Below are 19,454 nucleotides of genomic sequence, written 5' to 3' on the forward strand. Positions count from 1 at the left end.
TTACAGGTCGACGGGCTCGTCGAGCGCCTCTTCAGGCGCGCTGCTGTCGGCCTGGGCGCTTTCCTCGGTTTTCTCCAAATCGAGCATGTCGGCGGCGAGCAACGGTTCGGTCACCACACTGAAGTCGGTAATTTCGATGGCGCCTTGGCCTTCGCCCAGCAGGTGAAAGGAGAAGGCCTTGCGGGTTTCGAGGTTGTCGAAGCCGAAGCTCAGGTTTAGCGTTTGCCCAGCCTTGAGCGCCGGCAGCTCGGGAATCAGCCCGGCCACATCGCGATCGAATTCCTTGGTTTTGAGCAGCAGCTTGGCGCCTTGCTTGGCCATGCGCACCGCGCGAATGGTGACGTTTACCCGCGTGCGGGTGCCTTGCGGCAGTTCCAGATATTGGGCGCCGATCAGGTTGTCGGCCCAGTCGTCCTTGGCCTCGGCCTTCAGGCGAATTCGTTCGTTATTGGCGAACTGGTATTGCTGGCCGATCTGGCCGTTGCTCAGCGACTGATCCAGCAGGCCCGCGCGCTCGCTGACCAGCCGCGCCTGTTTGCCGCCCACACGGCCCAGGTAGCGGGCCTGGTCAGCGATAAAGCCTTCACTGGCGTAGCGCCGACAAATTTGCTGAAAGTCGCATTCGGTAAACGTGCCTTTGCCGTCGTGCTGGCGCAGCAAGCCGTTGGTGTACGACAGAATCTCGCGCCCGGTGCTGTAGTCGCGAAACAGCGAACGGCCGGTGAGGTTTGGCGGCACCTGAAAGTCGAAGTAATCGAGCACCGAGGCGGTGAGGTCGACGTGCCCGTACACGCCCTGTTTCAGCCGTGGCAACTGGCTTTGTTCGAGGGCGAGAATAAGATTGAAGCCCCACGCCGAGGCAAGCCGGACGTCCTCGATGCCGTGAGACTCGTCTGAGGTAACGATCACCAGGGTGTCCTTGAGCACGCCCTGTTTTTCCAGCGCGGCGAGGAAGTCGGCGACGGCATCGTCCAGGTAACCGATGGCGGCTTGTTTGGCGCTGGGGTAGCGGTCCAGGTAATCCTGCGGCGCCGAGTAGGGCTGGTGAGTGCCAACGGTGAGCAGCGTGAGCATCAAGGTTTTTTCGACTGGCGAAGCTCGGCCACCTGTTTCAGCGCGCCTTCGAAATACGCCTTGTCGTCCATGCCCCAGGGGAATTCCAGGTACGGCTTGTTCTTGAACCAACTGCGGCCACGCGTTTGCTCGAAGCCCATGTGCGGCATGATTTTTGTCTTTGGCCATAAAGCGCAGGCCGGCGCCTTGCAGAAAGGTGGTGCGCATGCCTTGGTCGCGCAGCTGCGCAGCAGGCATTGCAGGTTACGGGTGCTGCTATTGAGCAGTTCCACGCCTTTGGGCGTGCCGCTGTCGAGCTTGCTGTAGTCGCCGCACAACATCGCGTACAGGCCGCGAATGGTCTGGTGGCTGTGTAGAACATAGTCGGGCGTGTTCATTGCGCGGTCGGCCCACTGGCTCAGACGCGGCATCAAATCCTCTTGATAACTGCTGTGCAACGCCTGGCGATTGGTGGCGAGGTACGCGCCGGGGATGCCTTCGAGCGTCACGATCAGCACGTTTTTCGCCTGGCCTTTGCCGGCGAACAGCTTGGTGCCCTTGAGATCGAGCTGGCTGAGGCCGGCGATGTCGGGCTTGGTTTCGGGGTCGTCGTTATCCAGCCAGGCTTCCAGGCGCATCTGGCCACTGTTGAACCCTTCGGCCAGCAGTTTGTGCGGCAGGTTGAATTGCTTCCACTGCACCGCCTCACTGGGCGTCACATATTGACCGCCGGCGTGCAGCGCCGCGAAAGCGAGGGGCAGGGCGTAGCTATAAAAGGGCAGACGGCGGGCGTTCTTTTGCCGACGGATAAGCAGATTCGCAAAAGGCCTAGCGCCAGACCAATGCCGAGCAAGGGATAGGTAAGGCCGCCGCCTTGGGTGGAGTGGCCGACGAACTGTGGGTCGGTGAGGTATTGCAGATCGCTGACCTCCGGCATGCGGCCGACGGCGCCCACCAGTTCAGCGGTGCTCAGGGTAAAGACGCTCCACACCAGCAATACCGGCAGCGCCAGCCACAATGGCCGGTTGTGCAGCAACACGATCAGCAGCGAACCAATGGCCAGGTCCGACAAATAGCCGAAACCGTTCGACCAGCCAAGGCAATAGCGCGCCAGCAGTGGCACAGCAAGCAGAAGGAAACCGCGAGCGAGAAATGTGTAAGCGGGGTGCTGCAGCCAGGGGCTGGAAATGCGCACAGGAGCTCCTGAGATAAGGCAGAGAGAATCCAAGCCAGTCGGCAAAGCAACTAAGAAACTAGAGCGAGAGCGGCGACCGCGTTGTCACGATTCTGAAACATCTCTATGCGTGAGGCCAGAAGCTTGTTCTGCAGCGGCGGGGCGAATGTGTGAGCAGTGGTGTAGCGGGGCGAAAAACGAGAAGGGGTCAGACGGACAGCGAGGGGAGCGGGGCGGGTACTACAGCTGTTCGAGCGCTTTCATTCAAGAATGACAAACAAAGCGCCAAGAACAGCAGCAATAGCGAAAGACTTATTTTTTACCGAGGGTGATATGGCGCGACGGGGCGAACACTGCCACCGCTAACACCTTTTGGAATTTCCTGAATCTGGCCACCAGCTTTCAGGAATGCCGTCACTGCATCGTCGATCGAGCTGTGAGTTTCCAACGGCAGGAGGGGCTTTTTTCTTCATTTCGGATGCTTTAACGCGCATGGCGGCCATTTAACCTGTCAACAGTAATTTGGCCAGGCATTGTACACAAAATGAGCGGCCCTGGCCCGGCTAAATAACGCTGAATTCTCGTTCGGGTGAATTTCCGGCGCGCCGTTGAATTAACTTAAGCCCTTTAAATCCTTAAAAACGGCCGGTATCGAGGGCGGCTCTGGCGAAGCACCGTCGGTCAGGTGCAGCCGCGTGCCGCACGTACAGCGCTTCTACTTTTTCGCGTGCCCACGGGGTTTTACGAAGAAATTTCAGACTCGACTTCACGCTGGGTTCGCTCTGAAAACAGCGAATGGCGATCCAGCTCGCCGAGCTTTTCCCCATCCGTAATGCGCCGCCAACGCCGTCACGATGGCTTCCAGGGTGACGCCGTGAAGCGCGTTGTGCTGTTTTTCGCTGGTCATGGGCCGCTCGTTATCAAAAGGGAAAATGCCGCCGGCCAGGGGCGAGCATCGGCGGCGGATTATCCGGCAATGGCGCCTGGCCGTCACTGTTGGCGGCGTGCTTCGGGTGAATGCCGGCCACGCAACGAGGGCAGTTGCACATGGCTTTGATCGGACGTTTCAACAGTTTGCAGGTGGTTAAACACACCAACTTCGGCCTCTACCTGGACGGCGGCGCCGACGGCGAGATTCTGCTGCCCAACCGCTACATTCCCAAAGACACGCCGACCGAAGTGGAAGACTGGCTGAACGTCTTCATCTATCTGGACAGCGACGACAAACTCATCGCCACCAACGAAAAGCCGAAAGTGCAGGTCGGCGAATTCGCCAGTTTGAAGGTGAAAAAGAGGTCAACAGTATTGGCATCTTCCTGGACTGGGGCTTATCCAAAGACCTGCTGCTGCCGTACTCCGAAGAAAAACGCACACTGCAAGCCGGCGACTATTGTGTGGTGCACGTCTACCTCGACAAACACACCCGCCGCATCACCGCCACCGCCCGCCTGGACCGTTACCTCGACAACACGCCCGCCGCCTACAAGGTTGGCCAGGCCGTTGATTTGTTGGTGGCTGAATCCACCGACATGGGCTTCAAAGCCATCATCAACAACCAGCACTGGGGCCTGATTCATAAGAACGAAGTGTTCAAGTTTTTGCGCGCTGGCAAGCAGGAACAGGGCTTTATCAAAGAAATTCGCCCCGACGGCAAAATCAGCCTGAGCCTGCAACCGGTCGGCAAAGAAGCCGCAGTTGGGCTGCATGAGCAGATCCTCAACAAACTGCGCGAAAGTGGCGGCGTGCTGGCAGTAAGCGACAAGAGCGCACCAGAAACCATCGCCGGGCTGTTTGGCGTCAGCAAAGGCAACTTCAAAAAAGCCATCGGCGCGTTGTACAAACAGGGCGAGTTGGTTATTCACGCCGACCGCATCGAACTGCCCAAATAACGCCTCGCCCCGATTCTCGGGGCTGTTCTAGAATTCCTCACGTGTACGCCGTTGTAGCTCAGTCGGTAGAGCATCTGATTCGTAATCAGGAGGTCGGGGGTTCGATTCCTCTCAACGGCACCAGTATTTCCGGGGCATCGTCACCCCGGAAAACCGGCAAAACGTACTAAAGCACGTACTAAAGTCACTCCGCTGATGGGTCCACCATCGGCTTGCTGTGGGTCATAAACGTCCATCATCGATTCGGACCTGTGGCCAGAGGCGTCCTGTTTTTCAGCTCTCGTACCAGGTGTGTCGGTGATGCCGCGACGTTTCAGATGGCGGGCTTTGGCCGGTACTCCGGTGGTGGTGCTTCTTGAATCGTTCCACCGCCAGCGAGGAACTGAGCTACGGCGTCCGCCAACTGCGCAGAAGCCTCGCCTTTAATCTGGATGGCTGCCTGGTCCATCATGCGCAGAGCTCCCCGCGCTCCGTCTGGTCAGCCAGGGTGAGTGCTTCGCTGTAGGTATTGAAGGTGTCGATCACGTGCCCGGTTTCGAGGTCGCGCACTTCGTAGATACCGCCTTGGGCGTAAACCTGGGCAGGGCGTGCCGGGAGCTGGTGCTTTTGTGCGTTGCGCCGGCGGGCGTTCAGCAGGCTGTTGAGGTCGGCGATGCGATCAAACAGATTCATAGGTTGTGCTCGCTTGGATGGGTGGGGACGCGTTTGAGCCAACCGCGGTGGTCGGCCAACTGAACCACCTGGTTGACGCCGATGGCGCCCCAGGCAGGGGAAGCGCGCAGGCCATCCAGCCCCAGTCGATGGAGTCGGGAAGCTTTGCAGCCACCAGGAACAGCGTGGCGATGGTGTAGAGGCTGAGGAACCATCCCGCAGTCGTCGTGCTTGTCCTCCGGATTGCGTGCATAGGTCGCCACCCTGTCCGGAAGAGTCTTCCGCAAGGTCCAACCGGTAAGGTGGCGGCGTATGTAGGCGATGGGTAAGCTGGCGGGAGAATCAGAAGGAGCGGCAGATGAAACGGATTTTGACCCTTGGCGCGGCATTGCTACCCATCGCGGCTTTTCTGGCTGGGTGTGTAGCTGGTCAAAAGGGGTCGGCGGATTTTCAGGTGTCGAGGATCCCGCAGAATTATCAGCCGCGGTAGATCGATATGTTGCCGCATTCGATGCGGATCCTCAGCTCACTGAGGACAGGTATACCTATCTGGTTTTGGTTGCTCACGGTTGCCTCTCGCAGAACGATCTAGACCCCGAGGAATATTGGACGGCGAATGATTTCCCAGAGCGTGAAGCCGTCCAGAGCTGCGCTAATCATCAGGCGGAGGTCATAGCTAGGGATGTCCTAACGATTGAATCCGTGGGTAAGAAAACTCCTCCGAATATGGCAAAGCGCTTGTTGATCGTTCGCTGAATTTTGCGATGAGTTACAGCGATAAGGCCAAGGCCTACGACCCCACCGCGCTTCTCGCTTGGGCAAGTCTGCAAGGGAAAATAGCGCGCTACGAAAATGAGAACCGCGACCCGTCGGCCGTGCCTCGGTAGGGGCAACCCTTCCCATTGGAGCAGTAAATGAAACGGATTTTGACGATTGCGCTAATTGCAGCTTCTACTGCTGCATCTCTTTTGGGGTGCTCGGCGCCGGCCCCCGAACAGTCGGCTGTTGATCGAGTCGCAGGCAGTCCGCAATTTCGAGAAGACATACACACTAGCATTGGGCTCCTTTTCATTGGCTGCGAAGGCAAGCTGCAAATAAATCCCGCGCTCGTTGATGAGAATCTGGCGAAGTTATTGAAGTGCGAACGGGACCAATTCGACGCTATTAGTGTCGAGGCCAATAGCCGTATTGATGAAGGGCTGCTAAAACTAGAGGAAATGTCATCGTTTGCTATCAGTGCTTCTGTCCAGTTTGCGCAGAATCACAATGACAAAGCCGCTGCGCTCACGCCAGAAGCGCTAATCGCTATTCGTAAAAGATACCGACGAAAATAAATGGCCAGTTTTGCCTGATCGAGAAACGGTGGATCCAGTCGTCAGCGCTGCCGCAGCACCAATTTCGGCTGAAGAAGATCGTCTCGATGCCTTATTGAGCGGGGATCCTAAGTACATGGAGGACGATTTTACTGCCTTGGCTTTGGTGTCCTATGGTTGCATGGAAAAGCATCACGTAGACGCAGAAAAGAATTGGCACTCAATTGATTTTCCCGAACTTACAGCCGTAAAAGAGTGCACTGATTTCCAAGCTGACCTTATTGCTCAGGAGGTTCTCACTGTTACCTCTGTTTCGAAAACACCGCGCGAGTATGGAAAAGAGCTTGTGGAGCGGGCGCTGAATTTCGCTCTAACTAACCGGTACAAAGCAAAGTCTTCCGACCCTGCCGCACTTCTTGCCTGGGCAAGGACAGAAGGCAAGATAGCCCTATAAAAAATACACAAACAGCGCCGAGGCGTCCCTTCCTCGGTAGCTGCCATAACTCGTTAGTTTCTTCGCTGTAAATGGCGGCGTATGAAGGCGATTGGGTAAGCTGGTGAAAAGCCATAAGGAGAGATGAATGAAACGGATTTTACGGATCGCCCTGCCTGCGGCTTGCGCCCTTATTGCTTCAAGGCTGCACGACAGATGCCGAGGGTTCAGCTTCTCCTGCGGCATTGGAAATGTCGAAAATTGCAAAGACCCAGCAGTACCGTGAAGATATCCAGACTAGCAGTTGGCTTGTGTTCGTAGGCTGCCAAGGAAAGCTGCAAATTCCTTCAGAGCTCGCCCAGGAGAAGTTCGATCTGATCTCAGAGTGTGCCTCTGCCGAAACCAGCCGCATCGCTCTTGAAGTCCGTAGTCGTCTTCAGGAAGGGCTATTGAAGCCAGAGGAAGCCTCATCGTTTGCACTTAGCGCAGCGTGCCGCTTTGCTCAGAACTATAGCGAACGGGCTGCCGCGCTTACCCTGAGCAGTTAATTCAATCAGTCCGCACCGAAACTCTTAGCCGCTGGCCAGTCAGGCCCAACAAGCAAGAACCCTGATTGCCGAGCTTTTACACTACTGCTGCAGTATTGGTGCGTTCACTATCAGCCAATCACTGCAGTTCATGACAGGCAGAAGTCGGCTAGAAGCGGCCATTAAAAACGCATAACCATCGCCCTATAGCTTTCCCTCGACAATGGCAGTTTTACTACCTAGGCCTGGACGCGTCGCGCCAGTTCACGCTTATATCCCGACACTCAATCAGCCATCGTCCATTCACCCATTCAATCTCGTGGATAACTCGCCCAGCATCAGAAATCCTCACTCGTCATACAGCCAGTCGCCCTGGTGCGCGGCGTCGTTGCGCATTTCATAGCTATGAACGTCCAGATATTGAATCTCTAGATGCCCATCATGGAATGCGCCTAGGAGCACAGCTTTGATTTGAAGTGTTCTCTGCTCGTTGCGCAGTCCCTCGCTCAACTCGGTGATAACTACACCTTCGAGCCAACTGTCGTGTGGACAATGGTGGTGTTGCGGGTCGTAATGCCAGGTTGCCGTGGCAAAGGCATAGGCGCTGGGGGGAAAGTGGTCTTTGTGCTGATAGAGGTAGCACTCGTAGGCCTCCACTGTCGCTTCTCTTCAGAAAGGCTGGTGTTGAGTAGGTCCTTTTTCAGGATGTACATGGCGAGGCTTGCTGGGCTTCAAATGAATGTCGGGCACAGATACTAGCGCCAAGTGACGTTCGCGCGCAGTTGCTAGCAAAAAGCCTTGTCCGTGCCCCATTCTGACGAATTGAGGAGACCTTTTAGAGCATCGGCTTCTACCGAAAATGTACCGTGACAGGATCAAAAACATCGTGCCTCACCCGCGATATTCTGACGTTAAGTGTTTGCGGGAACAGGCGTGGGAGGGTCAGCTTCTGGCCGGTTAGCGACGGTCTGACTTCGACCGTCGCAATAGAAGGTCAGACCTCAGTCTGCTCCGCCATTTCCAGAGCGTCATCGACCTCAATCCCAAGATATCGAATGGTGCTCTCCAGCTTCGTATGGCCTAGCAGAAGTGAACCGCCCGTAGGTTCTTCGTCCTGCGATAGATCAGCGATGCCTTCGTACGTCTCATTGTGTGAGTGCCATACATGGCTGGATCGAGGCCAATGCCTTTTACCCAGCTTTTGACGATACGAGCGTATTGACGAGTGGATAGATGGTCTGAGGTATGCAGCCTGCTCGGGAAAAGGCAGTCCTGGCTACGGAGATGGGCTTGATGTATCCAGGCCGCGAGCAGACCGTGTTTGCTCAGTAATCTCGAACTGAACTGGTCGCCTCGTTTTCTGCTGCATAACCATTGCTCGTGATGACACATGCTCGCCATGAGCAACGTCGCACACACGGAGCTTGGTTAAGTCGCAGGCTCGAAGCTTGCTGTCGATCGCCAGATCGAACAGAGCCAGATCGGGTTCGTTCTGCAATTTGAAGTCTTACTCGGATGGCCCAGATATCCCTCGGCCGGAGCGGGGTTTTTCTGCCCGACCAACTTTCCTTTGTTCTAGGGCTTACGGCTGTTGGTAGCGATGATGTTCATGGAAAGTCCTCCACGTGTGGAAGGACAAGGATGGTTAGCCAGTGCGGTCGTCGCTAACCTGCCGATAGCAGGCTTTTGGAGTGGCTATGAGCCTTCCTTATCTCTAGCGTGCAGTTGGGTGGCGTTGGTTTTGTGAGTTGCAAGTAATGGGTTGGAGCAGGCAAGCTTGTCTCTCAAGGTTGAGTTTGTCGTGATTGCTATTTTTTATCGTCAGCAGTAACTTCAACAGAGCTAGACGCCTCGCAGAAAAGGACTTATTGCCATGGTGTATAACGTTCCAATACCCCCACGCCAAGAACCAAGCCCGCGTTTTATAGCGGTTTTCTGCGTTGCCTCCAGAATCTTATCCGCCAAATTCGCGAAAGCGTTATCACACCATGTGGTGTCTATTTATAGTTAGTTTAAATTCAAAATAAGAGAGTAAATTTCATGTGCAAAATAACAACACTGCTATTTTTTATATTTATAAGCGGTTGCGCCACTTCACCATCAAGATTGAAGCCGGCGAATGATACAAGCGTGTATGTGTTGCCGAAAACCACAACCATTACCGCAATAAAAGGTTTAGCGAATGTAAAATGGCTTGAGGGCCTTGCAGGTGGCGAATACCGCGCCGAATATGAAGATTCTGAAGGTGTATATTATCCGGGGCCCTATAGGACTGCGTAATCTTACTTATGGGTGATTTGGCAGATACATCTCATCAAAAAGCGGAAAGCTGCCATCGCATGAAGAAAAAATATCAAAGCAACCTTTTTATCAGGGCGAAGACGGCGGAATATGGATTCCTCGAAATGGGATAAATAAACAACCAAAACTCTATTTTTATTTCCAGCCTGCATCAATAGCTAGCAATAGCGAACAGGGCGGCGTTCTTGTTTCTGCAATTATTGAATCCGATAGAAATAAAATAAATTTTGGGCCGGATGTAAGCGATATCAATATACTTAAAGTTTTTGCAACAAACAAAAACTAACAAGTCGATGAAGTCGCTCATTCCATTCGCTGGGACGAGCTAAAGCTCGCCCCTTAGCTTAATCGTTATACACAAGGAGCCAACGCATGGATTGGCCTGAGCTACCGGTTTTTTATTTTTTCTTGTGCGCGAAAGAGTGGTTAAAGATAAGGCCGCTAAAATTGTTTCTCAACTAAAGGCAAGAGGTTTACCGATATCGATGAGTAAAAATTCAGGGCGCCTAGCGATGTGAGCGAGTAGTCCCTGATGGCTCAGAAGCTCGGCAACATAGGGCCTGATCTCACCGGAAGTATCGATCAGACAGAGTTCGCTCTCCGACGTAATTTCACCCGAGGGCGGTACTTGGTCCCCGACTTTCTGAAGTAGTCATGGCGCTTGGATTGTTGTGACCTGGCTCCGAAATTGCGCTGCTGAGAAACCTACCAGGACACGTCAGATCGAATGACGTCGAAAAGCAAGATCAACGTTTTTACGTAGGTTCCCTGAAGGACAGACGTTAGCAGTAAACCCCGTACTCTATTCTCTCCAGATAGTCCAAAACGGCCTCTAAACCATTTGGACTCAACACGACATCAATTGGTTTTTGGCGGTTTAAGCCCTTCGGCCAACAGGAGTTCCTGTAAAGTTTCGGGCGGCAGTACCTGATGCAGGCCGCCAAGGTAGGTATCTACGATTTGCATGGTAGTGGCTCCCCCAATAGTAAAAGTACAAGGATTTGATAAGTACCTTCAGAACCGGCGTGACTCAAGAAAAAGCTCCACACAGTTGATTGCCTAGATCACATCAGACCCCAACCAAACTGCACATGTATGGAAAAGGGGACGGATTTATTTTTCTACTGTAAACGTCCGCTTTTTTGATTTCTGCCGTCGGTGGCCGGCAGCTATTGGCCGATACCAGCCATACAGAGAGTATCGTATTAGATAGGGGGGGCCGTCGAAAGTAGCGTACTTTTACTAAGCAACCCCAACGCAGTAACTGGCCGGGGCGCTGAGTTTGACGTACAAAAACTGGCCGAATAAGCCTGATTTGCCTAAGTTGCCTACCTGATTCGTAATCAGGAGGTCGGGGGTTCGATTCCTCTCAACGGCACCATCTCGAAGAAAAGCGTCGTGCAGCCGCGCGGCGCTTTTCTCGTAACCGGCAATTCGCAGATTCACACCCCTTCGTTCCGATGCGCGCCTGGACGCAGGCAAAAGAGCGCGCATCAATCATGAATGCTTTGGCTATCTGGCTGATTCAAAAGATATTTATAAAATATCTCGGCGGGGCGAGCACAGCGCACGCGTGTGATAACTGCCGCCAGCTTCATGATAATGGCCGCGTTCGCGCTCGCAATTAGGCTGGCGCGTTGTCGATGAGATGCCTTGCAATGCGTACAACCGTGCGGTTTAAGTTTTTTATTTTTCGGCCTCCTACCTTTCTTTTCAGCCTGCTCGTCGTTTTCTGGTCTTCAACTGCCGGGGCAGAATTCTCCCGAGCCCATCGTCGATCATTGTGCGGTTGGCTGCCCCGCGGGTGGCAGCGCCCTGACCCTCAACAGAGCGGCCTACAGCTTGAACAATAATGGCGAAACCAAGTTCGCCAATTGGGTGGCCTACCGAATTACCAAAGACACGCCCGCCAGCAACCGCCCGCGTAATTGGCGGATCGATCCCGATATCCCGGCGGGCCAGACGCTGGCACCGGAGGACTACACCGGAGCGAGCGCCGCACTGAAAGTGGATCGTGGCCATCAGGCGAACCTGGCCTCGATGGGCGGCGTGGCGGATTGGGAAACGCTGAATTACTTGTCCAACATCACGCCGCAAAAGTCGGACCTCAACCAAGGCGCGTGGGCAGCGCTGGAGGATCGCGAGCGTAGCCTGAGTAAACAGGCCAACGTCGATGAGGTGCATGTGCTGACCGGCCCGCTCTATGAGCGTTACATCGGCACGCTGCCGGGAACGGCGACGCCACACACTATTCCCAGCGGCTACTGGAAAATCATCTTTGTCGGCAAAACGCCTGAAGCGGGTCTTTACGCCGCCTTCATCATGGAGCAGGACACGCCGCGCGGTGCCAGCTACTGCACCTATCAAACCCGCGTGGATGAAGTAGAAAAGCGCGCAGGTTTAACGGTCTGGAGCCATCTGCCTACTTCGGTGCAGGCGCGCCTGAAATCCAGGCCAGGCCAATTAGCGGCCACGATTGGCTGCTGACCTGGCACTTCAATCGTCCTGCTGCACCACCCAAAACAAATGCACGCCGCCATCGTCGCGGTAGGCGATGGTGACGTTGTCGGTTTCGCCAATTTCAGCCAGCACCTGTGCCCAGTCATCGTCGGATTCGTCCGGCGCTTTATAGAGCAGGGCGGTTTTCGATTTCTGCGCGGCGGGGGAATTGATGATGCGTTGTAAGCGAGTGGCCAGCAGTTCGTACTGGCTCGGCTGGCGAGCGGCGGCAGCTTTCGACATCGTGCGAAACCTCTTGTACTGTTTGGATATACAGTATTCTAATTCGCGGGTTTTTCAGATGTCGAGCGCTGATTTAAGCGTTGTGCAGTGCCAATCAAAACCCACGAAATTGAGCGAATTCGTTAACCGGCGCGCGCTCCGAGCGCAGTTGGTTGACGGTCGCTTCGCGGTCCGGGTAGCCCAGGGCCATGCCGCAATACACCACTTCGTTGTCGGGGGAGTTCGAAATGCCGGTGCAGGCTGTCGCGCGCCATGCCCCAGGCTTCCTGCATGCAGGTGCCCAGGCCGCGCTCTTCAGCCAGTAGCGCCAGCGACTGCATAAACATGCCGACATGCGCCCACTGCCCGTTGCCCATGGCTTTGTCGATAACGAAGAAGAGGCCCACCGGGGCGCCGAAAAATTGGTAGTTGCGCGACATCCACTTCAACCGCGCGCCTTTGTCTTGGCGGGGAATGCCCAGCAGCGCCGTACATGTCTTCACCAATTTTGTAGCGCCGCGCCCGGTAGGGGTCTTGAAGCCCTTCGGGATAAATCGGGTGTTCGCCCACCTCGCCCTTGGGGTTTTTCATAATGGCTTCGACGGCCAAACGCTCCAGCGCGTCTTTTTCCGCGCCCGCTACGGCGATGACTTTCCACGGTTGCAGGTTGCCGCCAGAAGGTGACCAGCGTGCGTCTTCCAGTAAGGCGTGGACGGTGGCGGCATCCACGGGCGTGTCGAGAAAGGCGCGCACCGAGATGCGTTGTTTCAGGGTGTCGGCTACAGACATGAATGGCGTCCTTGAGTGCGGTGCGTAAGCGTTGGACCAGGTTCACTGTTCTAAGGAGTTAACGCGCCGAACGCAATCCACCCGGCTGCCGTTAAACCGCCAGTGACTAAGCGGTTTTAACCGATGCAGGGTCCCCCAAGCCTGCTCCGCCGCCGCTATCTGTGGGAGCGGCTTTAGCCGCGATGGCCGTTGCCTCAAATCGCAGACAACAAAAAGCCCGCGTAAGGCGGGCTATTTGCAGATAGGGGCTGGGCCTTCAGCTGCCTCGAGTATTGCGCAGCAATTGTGAAGATTTCGTGAAGGATTCCAACAAGCCCGTCTAGGCGTTACGCCGGCTGTTCTTCGTCGCGAATCAGCACGCACAAACGGCCGCTTTCATCTTCTACGGCGTCATACACGTAATACATCACCACTTCGCCCAAGCCGGGCAGCGCCGCGACGTAGTCGCCGATCTCGGCGCTGAAGTGCGCTTTGCTGCCAGGTTTGGCTTCGCTTTCGATGTAGGCGTTGAAGAACAGACCGGGGTCGGCATCGCCAAAGAAGTCTTCATGGGCTTCTGCATCCCACTCGGCCGGCGCGGTGAACTGGCCGGCGAACAGCACCTTTGCCGTCGCCCAGATCTTCTTCTTCAGCTTCCGGGTCGCTTTCGTCGAGACGGTACACCGTGCAGCTCAGCGCGTCGGCGTGGCCCAGAATGAAGGCGCGGGCGGCCATACGTTTGTCGGTATCCATTACAGGCATGGGTGTCTCCAGTAGGGGCGGCGATGTGCCTGCGAGCGGGCAGTGTGCCGTTCAACCGGTGGCCTCGCAAGCGCAAGCGTTGCACCGCAAGGCCATGCGCCAGCCAGGGCAGCCGGCGCGTGGCAGGGCGTGCGCTTAGAGCGCGTCGACCATCGGGTCGCTGTCGGGCTGCACCTGCACGAACGGCAGTTGCAGACGTTCGCTGCTCCAGGCGCGCGTGGCGTTGGTCAGCTCAAGGTCGTTGTTCAGCTTCTTGCCGTACGAGGGAATGATCTCCTTCAGCTTGGCCTGCCACTCGGGCGTTTTGACCTTGTCTTTGAAGGTTTTTTCCAGCACCGACAGCATGATCGGCGCGGCAGTGGAGGCGCCAGGAGAGGCGCCGAGCAGGGCGGCGATGCTGCCGTCTGCCGAGCTGACCACTTCGGTGCCGAACTGCAATACGCCACCCAACTGCGGGTCTTTTTTGATGATTTGCACGCGCTGGCCGGCGTGCACCAGCTCCCAGTCGGCGTCTTTGGCTTCGGGGAAATACTCGCGCAAGGCGGCCATGCGGTCGTCCTGGCTGAGCATCAGTTGGCCGACCAGGTAGGTGGTCAGCGAGGTGGTATCCAACCCGGCGTTGGCCATGGGCATCAAATTGTTCCAAGTCATGGCGCTGAACATGTCCCACAGCGAGCCGTTGATGAGGAACTTGGTCGAGAACGTGGCGAACGGGCCGAACAGCAGCGCTTTCTGACCATCGATCACACGGGTGTCCAAGTGCGGAACAGACATCGGCGGCGAGCCCACCGAGGCTTTGCCGTACACCTTGGCTTGGTGCTGAGCGACGATTTCCGGGTTCTTGGTGACCAGGAATTCGCCGCCGACCGGGAAGCCCGCGTAACCGTCTGCCTCGGCGATACCGGATTTTTGCAGCAGCTTCAGCGCGCCGCCTCCGGCACCGATAAACACGAATTTGGCTTTGACGCTTTTCAGTTGTTCAGCGTTGCCGAGGTCGGCGACCACCACGGTCCAGGTGCCGTCGTCGTTGCGCACAATGTCGCGCACTTCATGTTGCAGGTGCAGCGCCACGCCAGGCCGATTGGTCAGCGAGCCGAACAGCTGGCGGGTGATTTCGCCGAAGTTGACGTCGGTGCCAATCGGCATACGCGTGGCCGCTAACTTCTGGCCTTCAGCGCGGCCGTCCATGACCAGCGGAATCCACTGTTTGATCTGCGCCGGGTCTTCGGAATATTCCATGCCGCGAAACAGCGAGCTGTGCTGCAAGGCCGCGTGACGTTTGTGCAGGTAGGCGACATTTTCGTCACCCCATACGAAGCTCATGTGCGGCACGTTACTGATAAATGTCTTGGGATTGTTGAGCACTTTTTGCTCAACCTGATACGCCCAGAACTGCTTGGAGATTTCGAACGACTCGTTGATCGCCACCGCTTTGCTGATGTCGATGCTGCCGTCGGCGACTTCAGGCGTGTAGTTCAGCTCGCAGAAGGCCGAGTGGCCGGTGCCTGCGTTGTTCCAGGGGTTCGAGCTTTCCTCGGCGACTTGGCCCATGCGCTCGTAAATGTCGATGCTCCAGCTCGGCTCCAGTTCGTTCAGGTAAGTGCCCAGGCTGGCGCTCATGATGCCGCCACCAATCAGCAGCACATCGACAGTTTTTTCGGGTTCGGGGGTTTTTGCGCAGCCAACAACGAGCAGGCAGACGAGGGTTAACAACAGCTTTTTCATCAGTTTGACCATTTCCAGTTTGCTATCCAGACGGCATACAGCAAGACCGGGGCCAGGTGCGGCAGAGCGCCGCAGCACGGGGCTTTCGGGGCGAAAGTGGGGAAAAGGCTGAATGGAATGTGGCCGGATTCCGCCAGCAGCGGGCGGATTGTCGCCGTCAGGTATCGGCTTCTACCTTGTGCCGCAGGGGCTTGTCGGCCATGCACAGGGCAATCAACAACGGGATGGCGGCGATGGCGGCGTCCAGCAGCAACAAGTCGCGGAACGCAGTGCGCAGGAGCGAGCTATCCACCTGACCGAGGCTGGCGCTGATGTGCTCAGGGTCGACGCTGGGCAGCAGATGCCAGAGCAGGCTCGACAGCAGCGTGACACCCAGCGCACCGCCAAGGCCGCGAAACATCCCGCACGCAGCCGTTACCACGCCAAGATGGCTGAGCGGCGCCGCGCTTTGTACGGCCACCATCGAGGTGGGAAATTGCAGGCCCAGCGCCACGCCGCAGCACATCAATAGCGGAAGGCTGAGCACATCCAGTTCGGGCGGCAGGAACGCCAAGGCCACCAGCGCGGCGGGCAACAGCAGGTTGCCGGCGAGAATCAGTGGCTTGTAGCGACCGAGCAACGAACTCATGCGCCCACCAATAAACGCCCCCAGCGGCGCGCCGATGGCGATGGCCATCAGTTGCGTGGCGCCGGTGCTGGCCCCGCCCTGCGCGTGAGCATGCAGGGGAAACAACACGGCCAACGCCACCGCCTGGAAGTTGGCAAAAAACAGCAAACACCAGCCCGCCCGCACCGGGCCGATACGGAACAACTCCATAGGAATAACCGGCTCGCTGGCGCGCCGCTCTTGCAGCACGAACAGCAGCAAGCCAACCAGTGCGATCCCCAGGCCGGCCGCGTTTTCCAGGGTCAGCCACTGGCGCTCCTGGCCGAGGCGAGTGATCAACAGCAACAGGCTACCCAGGCCGATCAACAAGAGCAGGCCACCGAGATAGTCGAGCCGGGCTTTGCGGCGTTTCTCCGCTAAGCCGGCTAGGCGCTTTGGCTCAGCCAGATGGCCAGCAGGCCAACTGGCAGGTTGACCCAAAACACCCAGCGCCACGACAGTTGCTGGCTCAGCAGGCCGCCTAGCGGTGGGCCGATCAGGCTGGCCAGGGCGAACATGCCGCTGAACCACGCTTGGTAGCGGCCGCGTTCGGCCGGGGCGATGAGGTCGCCAATCAGCGCCTGAATGGTGGCGATCATGCCGCCGGCGCCAATGCCCTGCAGCGCCCGAGCGCCGACCAGTTGCCACATGTCTTGCGACAGCGCGCAGAGCACCGAGGCGAATACGAACAGGCTGATGGAAATCAGCAGCAAACGGCGGCGGCCGAACAGGTCGCCGAGCTTGCCGAAGAACGGTGTCGAAATGGTCATGGCTAGCATGTAGGCCGACACCACCCACGCCAGCACTTCGCTGCCCGGCAACTGTGACCCGATTTCCGGCAACGCCACGGCAACGATGGTTTGGTCCAGCGCGGAGAGAAAAATGCCAAGCAGCAGGCCTAAGAGGATTTTGCGCAGTTGCGCCGGGCTGAGCGGAACGGAAGTAGAAGCGGCAGTCACAACAGGCCCTTAACGGCTGGAAGCTGAGGCGGGGTTTGGAGCGGAACAGGATCGGCAGCAGGAACCTCGCCAGGTTCTGTAGGTGTTCGCCTGCAAGACCGGGGGAAACAGCATTTTTGTGGAGTTTCCCTACAGGTTGCAAGGGCGCTTCTGATTTTTTAGCGAGGGTCGCTCGGTGCCTAATTACCGCCGGCGACACGCTTCGCCAAACCTGTGTTCACAGTGAGTTGCAAAGCAGTACGTAAAGTCACGATAGCGGTAGTCAGTAAGTAGTCTCAGTTTCTTTTTTAAGTCATTACGTAGCTTCAGCCTACGCAACGAGTAACAAAGGAATGTCAGCATGGATGCCATGGAACGTTCAGCGTTCACTCAGCCGCCGCGCAATGGGCGGCTTTTTTTGCCTGTGAATTGGCTCTGCTTTACAAGGCGTAGTGAGCTAACTCACGGGCAATCAGCAGCCGCTGGATTTCGCTTGACCCCTCGTAAATCTGCGTAATGCGCGCATCGCGGTAGTAGCGCTCGACGGGATAATCCTCCAAATAGCCATAGCCGCCATGAATCTGAATGGCATCAGAGCACACCCGCTCGGCCATCTCCGAGGCAAACAATTTCGCTTGCGAGGCTTCGGACAAGCACGGATGCCCGGCCGTCTTCAGCCGTGCCGCGTGGAGAATCAGCAAGCGGCTGGCGTTGAGTTGGGTGTGCATGTCGGCCAGTTTGTTGGCGATGCTCTGGTGCTCAATGATCGGCTGACCAAACTGCACGCGTTCACGGGCGTAAACCAGCGCTGCCTCGAAGGCAGCACGCGCGATGCCCAGCGCTTGAGCGGCGATGCCGATGCGGCCGCCCTCCAGATTGGACAGCGCGATGGCCAGGCCTTTGCCGCGCTGGCCGAGCAGGTTGGCCTGCGGGATGACGCAGTTACTGAGGGTGACGGCGCAGGTGTCCGAAGCCTTGATGCCCATTTTCTTTTCGCTGCGATCCACCACAAAGCCCGGGTTGTCGGTGGGCACCAGGAAGGCCGAAAGGCCCTTCTTGCCCAGCTCCGGATCGGTTACGGCGAACACAATGGCGAGCTTGGCACGCTTGCCGTTGCTGACAAATTGCTTGGCGCCGTTAAGCACCCACTGGTCGTCTTTCAGCTCGGCACGGGTGCGCAGGTTGTTGGCCTCGGAGCCGGCGTGGGGCTCGGTCAGGCAGAAGCAGCCAATCGCCTCGCCGCTCGCCAGGGCCGGCAGCCAGGCTTGTTTTTGCGCCTCGCTGCCGTAGTTGAGCACCGGGCCACAGCCCACGGAGTTGTGCACGCTCATCAGCGTGCCGGTGGCGCCGTCGGCGGCGGAAATTTCCTCGACGGCCAGGGCGTACGCCACGTAGTCGGTAAACGAGCCGCCCCAGGCGTCGGGCACCACCATGCCAAGCAAGCCCAGCTCGCCCATTTTTTCGACCACGGCGTCGTCAATCCACCCGGCTTCGGCCCAGGCTTGGGAATGTGGGGCGATTTCGCTGCGGGCGAAGTCGCGCGCCATGTCGCGGATCATGCGTTGTTCGTCGCTCAGTTCCAGGTCGTGCATGCAATGTTCTCTGTCAAAAAAGGTGAGGGCTCAGGCTTTGCCGCTGTAGAGCTTGATGATTGCGGAGAAATCCAGATCGCCATGGCCTTGGGCACTGAAGCTTTGATACAGCTGCTGCGCCAGGGCGCCGAGCAACACCGGTTGTTGCGCCTGTTTGGCCGCTTCGGTGGCCAGGCCGAGGTCTTTGAGCATCAGGTCGGTGCCGAAACCGCCGCTGTAACCGCGCGCGGCCGGGGCGGTTTCCAGCACGCCGGGGAAGGGGTTGTAGGTGTCCGAACTCCAGCAGCGGCCGCTGGATGTGTTGATCACGCCGGCGAGCACCTTGGCGTCCATGCCCAGTGCTACGCCGAGGTTCATTGCCTCAGCGACGCCAATCATGGAAATGCCCAGCAGCATGTTGTTCGCCACTTTGGCCACCTGGCCATTCCCCGCGTCGCCGCAGTGCACGATGTTTTTGCCCATGGCCGCGAGCACCGGTTGCGCCTGGTCAAAATCGCTGGCGCTGCCGCCGACCATAAAGGTCAACGTGCCCGCCGCCGCGCCACCCGTGCCGCCAGAAACCGGTGCATCGAGCATCGGATTGCCTTGCTTGCTGGCGGCAGCAGCCACCTCGCGCGCCGTCATCGGGTCGATGGTTGAACTGTCGATCAGGCGCACGCCGTTGCCGACATGGGCGAGCAAACCGTCGTCGCCCAGGTACACGGCTTTCACATGGCGGGCGGCGGGGAGCATGGTGATGATCAGCTCGACGTCGCTGCGGGCAATCTCAGTGGGCGAGCCCAGCGCTTGCGCACCGGCCTCGGTGAGGCGCTGGACGGAAGCCGGCACCAGGTCGAACACCTGCAGCGAATGGCCAGCCTTTAGCAGGTTCAAGGCCATGGGCCCGCCCATATTGCCTAGGCCGATAAAACCGATATTCATAAACGTCCCTCTTATTGGATTTGTAGGACTGGCTCTACGC

General features: G+C 57.3%; 23 protein-coding genes, 1 tRNA gene and 4 pseudogenes. 7 read left to right on the plus strand and 21 right to left on the minus strand.

Translation table 11 applies throughout. The features are described from left to right. The 6 genes and pseudogenes from ACZZZP_RS04940 to ACZZZP_RS04965 all read right to left on the minus strand — a co-directional run bounded on the left by ACZZZP_RS04940 (position 1) and on the right by ACZZZP_RS04965 (position 3,321). Positions 1–1,074 carry a sulfatase-like hydrolase/transferase gene (locus tag ACZZZP_RS04940; protein WP_463536310.1) on the minus strand — a complete coding sequence of 358 codons (1,074 nt, stop codon included), beginning with the start codon at positions 1,072–1,074 and terminating at the stop codon, positions 1–3. After that, on the minus strand, positions 1,074–1,772 hold the full coding sequence (locus ACZZZP_RS04945; RefSeq protein ID WP_463536311.1) for a sulfatase-like hydrolase/transferase: 699 nt from the start codon (positions 1,770–1,772) through the stop codon (positions 1,074–1,076). Before ACZZZP_RS04945 ends, ACZZZP_RS04940 begins: the two co-directional genes overlap by 1 nt. Beyond that, the gene (locus ACZZZP_RS04950) at positions 1,769–2,248 is read right to left on the minus strand and encodes a hypothetical protein (RefSeq protein WP_463536312.1); all 480 of its coding nucleotides are present in this window, start codon (positions 2,246–2,248) and stop codon (positions 1,769–1,771) included. Before ACZZZP_RS04950 ends, ACZZZP_RS04945 begins: the two co-directional genes overlap by 4 nt. Before the next feature lie 291 nt (positions 2,249–2,539). Then, a pseudogene (locus tag ACZZZP_RS04955) lies at positions 2,540–2,730 on the minus strand (hypothetical protein). A 132-nt stretch (positions 2,731–2,862) separates the two neighbouring features. Further along, positions 2,863–3,134: pseudogene (locus tag ACZZZP_RS04960) on the minus strand (VF530 family protein). Between the two features lie 13 nt (positions 3,135–3,147). Then, positions 3,148–3,321, minus strand: a complete 174-nt coding sequence (locus ACZZZP_RS04965; protein ID WP_463536993.1) for a hypothetical protein — start codon at positions 3,319–3,321, stop codon at positions 3,148–3,150. Between ACZZZP_RS04965 and ACZZZP_RS04970 the strand changes: the two are divergent. Both ACZZZP_RS04970 and ACZZZP_RS04975 read left to right on the plus strand, forming a co-directional pair. After that, positions 3,275–4,116 (plus strand): annotated as a pseudogene (locus tag ACZZZP_RS04970) (CvfB family protein). The gene ACZZZP_RS04965 and the pseudogene ACZZZP_RS04970 sit on opposite strands and share 47 nt — an antisense overlap. A gap of 47 nt (positions 4,117–4,163) precedes the next feature. Next, positions 4,164–4,239 (plus strand) — tRNA-Thr (locus ACZZZP_RS04975). A gap of 190 nt (positions 4,240–4,429) precedes the next feature. Here ACZZZP_RS04975 and ACZZZP_RS04980 read toward each other — a convergent pair. Both ACZZZP_RS04980 and ACZZZP_RS04985 read right to left on the minus strand, forming a co-directional pair. Then, positions 4,430–4,567 (minus strand): hypothetical protein, encoded by a 138-nt coding sequence (locus tag ACZZZP_RS04980; RefSeq protein ID WP_463381992.1) that lies wholly within the window; start codon positions 4,565–4,567, stop codon positions 4,430–4,432. Then, positions 4,564–4,788 carry a hypothetical protein gene (locus ACZZZP_RS04985; RefSeq protein ID WP_463381993.1) on the minus strand — a complete coding sequence of 75 codons (225 nt, stop codon included), beginning with the start codon at positions 4,786–4,788 and terminating at the stop codon, positions 4,564–4,566. The genes ACZZZP_RS04980 and ACZZZP_RS04985 overlap by 4 nt, the downstream gene beginning before the upstream one ends. Before the next feature lie 300 nt (positions 4,789–5,088). Here ACZZZP_RS04985 and ACZZZP_RS04990 point away from each other — a divergent pair, with 300 nt between their 5' ends. From ACZZZP_RS04990 to ACZZZP_RS05005, 4 genes are all read left to right on the plus strand, one after another. After that, on the plus strand, positions 5,089–5,523 hold the full coding sequence (locus ACZZZP_RS04990; RefSeq protein ID WP_463536313.1) for a hypothetical protein: 435 nt from the start codon (positions 5,089–5,091) through the stop codon (positions 5,521–5,523). Between the two features lie 158 nt (positions 5,524–5,681). Next, entirely contained in the window at positions 5,682–6,101 is a 420-nt protein-coding gene (locus tag ACZZZP_RS04995) for a hypothetical protein (RefSeq protein ID WP_463536314.1), read from the plus strand. A gap of 28 nt (positions 6,102–6,129) precedes the next feature. Further along, positions 6,130–6,534, plus strand: a complete 405-nt coding sequence (locus tag ACZZZP_RS05000; protein ID WP_463536315.1) for a hypothetical protein — start codon at positions 6,130–6,132, stop codon at positions 6,532–6,534. A gap of 230 nt (positions 6,535–6,764) precedes the next feature. Continuing rightward, positions 6,765–7,061, plus strand: coding sequence for a hypothetical protein (locus ACZZZP_RS05005; RefSeq protein WP_463536316.1), 297 nt, complete (start codon positions 6,765–6,767; stop codon positions 7,059–7,061). 327 nt (positions 7,062–7,388) lie between these two features. On the opposite strand, the gene ACZZZP_RS05010 is transcribed toward ACZZZP_RS05005, so the two are convergent. The 3 genes and pseudogenes from ACZZZP_RS05010 to ACZZZP_RS05020 form a co-directional block, all read right to left on the minus strand. Beyond that, positions 7,389–7,697, minus strand: a complete 309-nt coding sequence (locus ACZZZP_RS05010) for a hypothetical protein (RefSeq protein WP_463536317.1) — start codon at positions 7,695–7,697, stop codon at positions 7,389–7,391. A gap of 337 nt (positions 7,698–8,034) precedes the next feature. Then, positions 8,035–8,603 (minus strand): annotated as a pseudogene (locus ACZZZP_RS05015) (tyrosine-type recombinase/integrase). A gap of 1,520 nt (positions 8,604–10,123) precedes the next feature. Next, complete coding sequence (locus ACZZZP_RS05020) at positions 10,124–10,195, minus strand: hypothetical protein (protein WP_463384653.1); 72 nt, start codon at positions 10,193–10,195, stop codon at positions 10,124–10,126. A 799-nt stretch (positions 10,196–10,994) separates the two neighbouring features. On the opposite strand from ACZZZP_RS05020, the gene ACZZZP_RS05025 reads away from it, so the two are divergent. Beyond that, the gene (locus tag ACZZZP_RS05025; RefSeq protein ID WP_463536318.1) at positions 10,995–11,828 is read left to right on the plus strand and encodes a DNA/RNA non-specific endonuclease; all 834 of its coding nucleotides are present in this window, start codon (positions 10,995–10,997) and stop codon (positions 11,826–11,828) included. Positions 11,829–11,837: 9 nt separating this feature from the next. On the opposite strand, the gene ACZZZP_RS05030 is transcribed toward ACZZZP_RS05025, so the two are convergent. The 10 genes from ACZZZP_RS05030 to mmsB all read right to left on the minus strand — a co-directional run bounded on the left by ACZZZP_RS05030 (position 11,838) and on the right by mmsB (position 19,414). After that, the gene (locus ACZZZP_RS05030; protein ID WP_463381999.1) at positions 11,838–12,083 is read right to left on the minus strand and encodes a DUF1654 domain-containing protein; all 246 of its coding nucleotides are present in this window, start codon (positions 12,081–12,083) and stop codon (positions 11,838–11,840) included. A 122-nt stretch (positions 12,084–12,205) separates the two neighbouring features. Continuing rightward, a complete protein-coding gene (locus ACZZZP_RS05035; protein WP_463536319.1) occupies positions 12,206–12,469 on the minus strand; it encodes a nitroreductase family protein in 264 nt (87 codons plus the stop codon). After that, positions 12,378–12,851 carry a nitroreductase family protein gene (locus tag ACZZZP_RS05040; RefSeq protein WP_463536320.1) on the minus strand — a complete coding sequence of 158 codons (474 nt, stop codon included), beginning with the start codon at positions 12,849–12,851 and terminating at the stop codon, positions 12,378–12,380. The genes ACZZZP_RS05035 and ACZZZP_RS05040 overlap by 92 nt, the downstream gene beginning before the upstream one ends. Positions 12,852–13,177: 326 nt before the next feature. Continuing rightward, a complete protein-coding gene (locus tag ACZZZP_RS05045; protein WP_463536321.1) occupies positions 13,178–13,453 on the minus strand; it encodes a hypothetical protein in 276 nt (91 codons plus the stop codon). Next, positions 13,398–13,592 (minus strand): hypothetical protein, encoded by a 195-nt coding sequence (locus ACZZZP_RS05050; RefSeq protein WP_463536322.1) that lies wholly within the window; start codon positions 13,590–13,592, stop codon positions 13,398–13,400. The genes ACZZZP_RS05045 and ACZZZP_RS05050 overlap by 56 nt, the downstream gene beginning before the upstream one ends. A 135-nt stretch (positions 13,593–13,727) precedes the next feature. Continuing rightward, positions 13,728–15,317: a malate:quinone oxidoreductase gene (locus ACZZZP_RS05055; protein WP_463536936.1), complete on the minus strand. Its 1,590-nt coding sequence runs from the start codon at positions 15,315–15,317 to the stop codon at positions 13,728–13,730. 157 nt (positions 15,318–15,474) lie between these two features. Further along, positions 15,475–16,293, minus strand: a complete 819-nt coding sequence (locus tag ACZZZP_RS05060) for an MFS transporter (protein WP_463536323.1) — start codon at positions 16,291–16,293, stop codon at positions 15,475–15,477. Positions 16,294–16,349: 56 nt separating this feature from the next. Next, complete coding sequence (locus ACZZZP_RS05065) at positions 16,350–16,922, minus strand: MFS transporter (RefSeq protein WP_463536324.1); 573 nt, start codon at positions 16,920–16,922, stop codon at positions 16,350–16,352. Between the two features lie 419 nt (positions 16,923–17,341). Further along, complete coding sequence (locus tag ACZZZP_RS05070; protein ID WP_463382003.1) at positions 17,342–18,493, minus strand: acyl-CoA dehydrogenase family protein; 1,152 nt, start codon at positions 18,491–18,493, stop codon at positions 17,342–17,344. Between the two features lie 30 nt (positions 18,494–18,523). After that, positions 18,524–19,414 carry a 3-hydroxyisobutyrate dehydrogenase gene (mmsB, locus tag ACZZZP_RS05075; protein WP_463382004.1) on the minus strand — a complete coding sequence of 297 codons (891 nt, stop codon included), beginning with the start codon at positions 19,412–19,414 and terminating at the stop codon, positions 18,524–18,526. Between the last annotated feature and the right edge of the window lie 40 nt (positions 19,415–19,454).

This window comes from Pseudomonas sp. AC211 (assembly GCF_979258055.1).

Excerpts from the sequence above, each read along its gene's own strand:
- ACZZZP_RS05050 (WP_463536322.1), bottom strand. The coding sequence starts at position 13,592 with ATGCCTGTAATGGATACCGACAAACGTATGGCCGCCCGCGCCTTCATT.
- ACZZZP_RS04940 (WP_463536310.1), bottom strand. The coding sequence starts at position 1,074 with ATGCTCACGCTGCTCACCGTTGGCACTCACCAGCCCTACTCGGCGCCG.
- ACZZZP_RS05055 (WP_463536936.1), bottom strand. The coding sequence starts at position 15,317 with ATGAAAAAGCTGTTGTTAACCCTCGTCTGCCTGCTCGTTGTTGGCTGC.
- ACZZZP_RS05040 (WP_463536320.1), bottom strand. The coding sequence starts at position 12,851 with ATGTCTGTAGCCGACACCCTGAAACAACGCATCTCGGTGCGCGCCTTT.
- ACZZZP_RS04985 (WP_463381993.1), bottom strand. The coding sequence starts at position 4,788 with ATGAATCTGTTTGATCGCATCGCCGACCTCAACAGCCTGCTGAACGCC.
- mmsB (WP_463382004.1), bottom strand. The coding sequence starts at position 19,414 with ATGAATATCGGTTTTATCGGCCTAGGCAATATGGGCGGGCCCATGGCC.
- ACZZZP_RS05070 (WP_463382003.1), bottom strand. The coding sequence starts at position 18,493 with ATGCACGACCTGGAACTGAGCGACGAACAACGCATGATCCGCGACATG.
- ACZZZP_RS04990 (WP_463536313.1), top strand. The coding sequence starts at position 5,089 with ATGGGTAAGCTGGCGGGAGAATCAGAAGGAGCGGCAGATGAAACGGAT.
- ACZZZP_RS04980 (WP_463381992.1), bottom strand. The coding sequence starts at position 4,567 with ATGATGGACCAGGCAGCCATCCAGATTAAAGGCGAGGCTTCTGCGCAG.
- ACZZZP_RS04995 (WP_463536314.1), top strand. The coding sequence starts at position 5,682 with ATGAAACGGATTTTGACGATTGCGCTAATTGCAGCTTCTACTGCTGCA.
- ACZZZP_RS05030 (WP_463381999.1), bottom strand. The coding sequence starts at position 12,083 with ATGTCGAAAGCTGCCGCCGCTCGCCAGCCGAGCCAGTACGAACTGCTG.
- ACZZZP_RS05005 (WP_463536316.1), top strand. The coding sequence starts at position 6,765 with ATGTCGAAAATTGCAAAGACCCAGCAGTACCGTGAAGATATCCAGACT.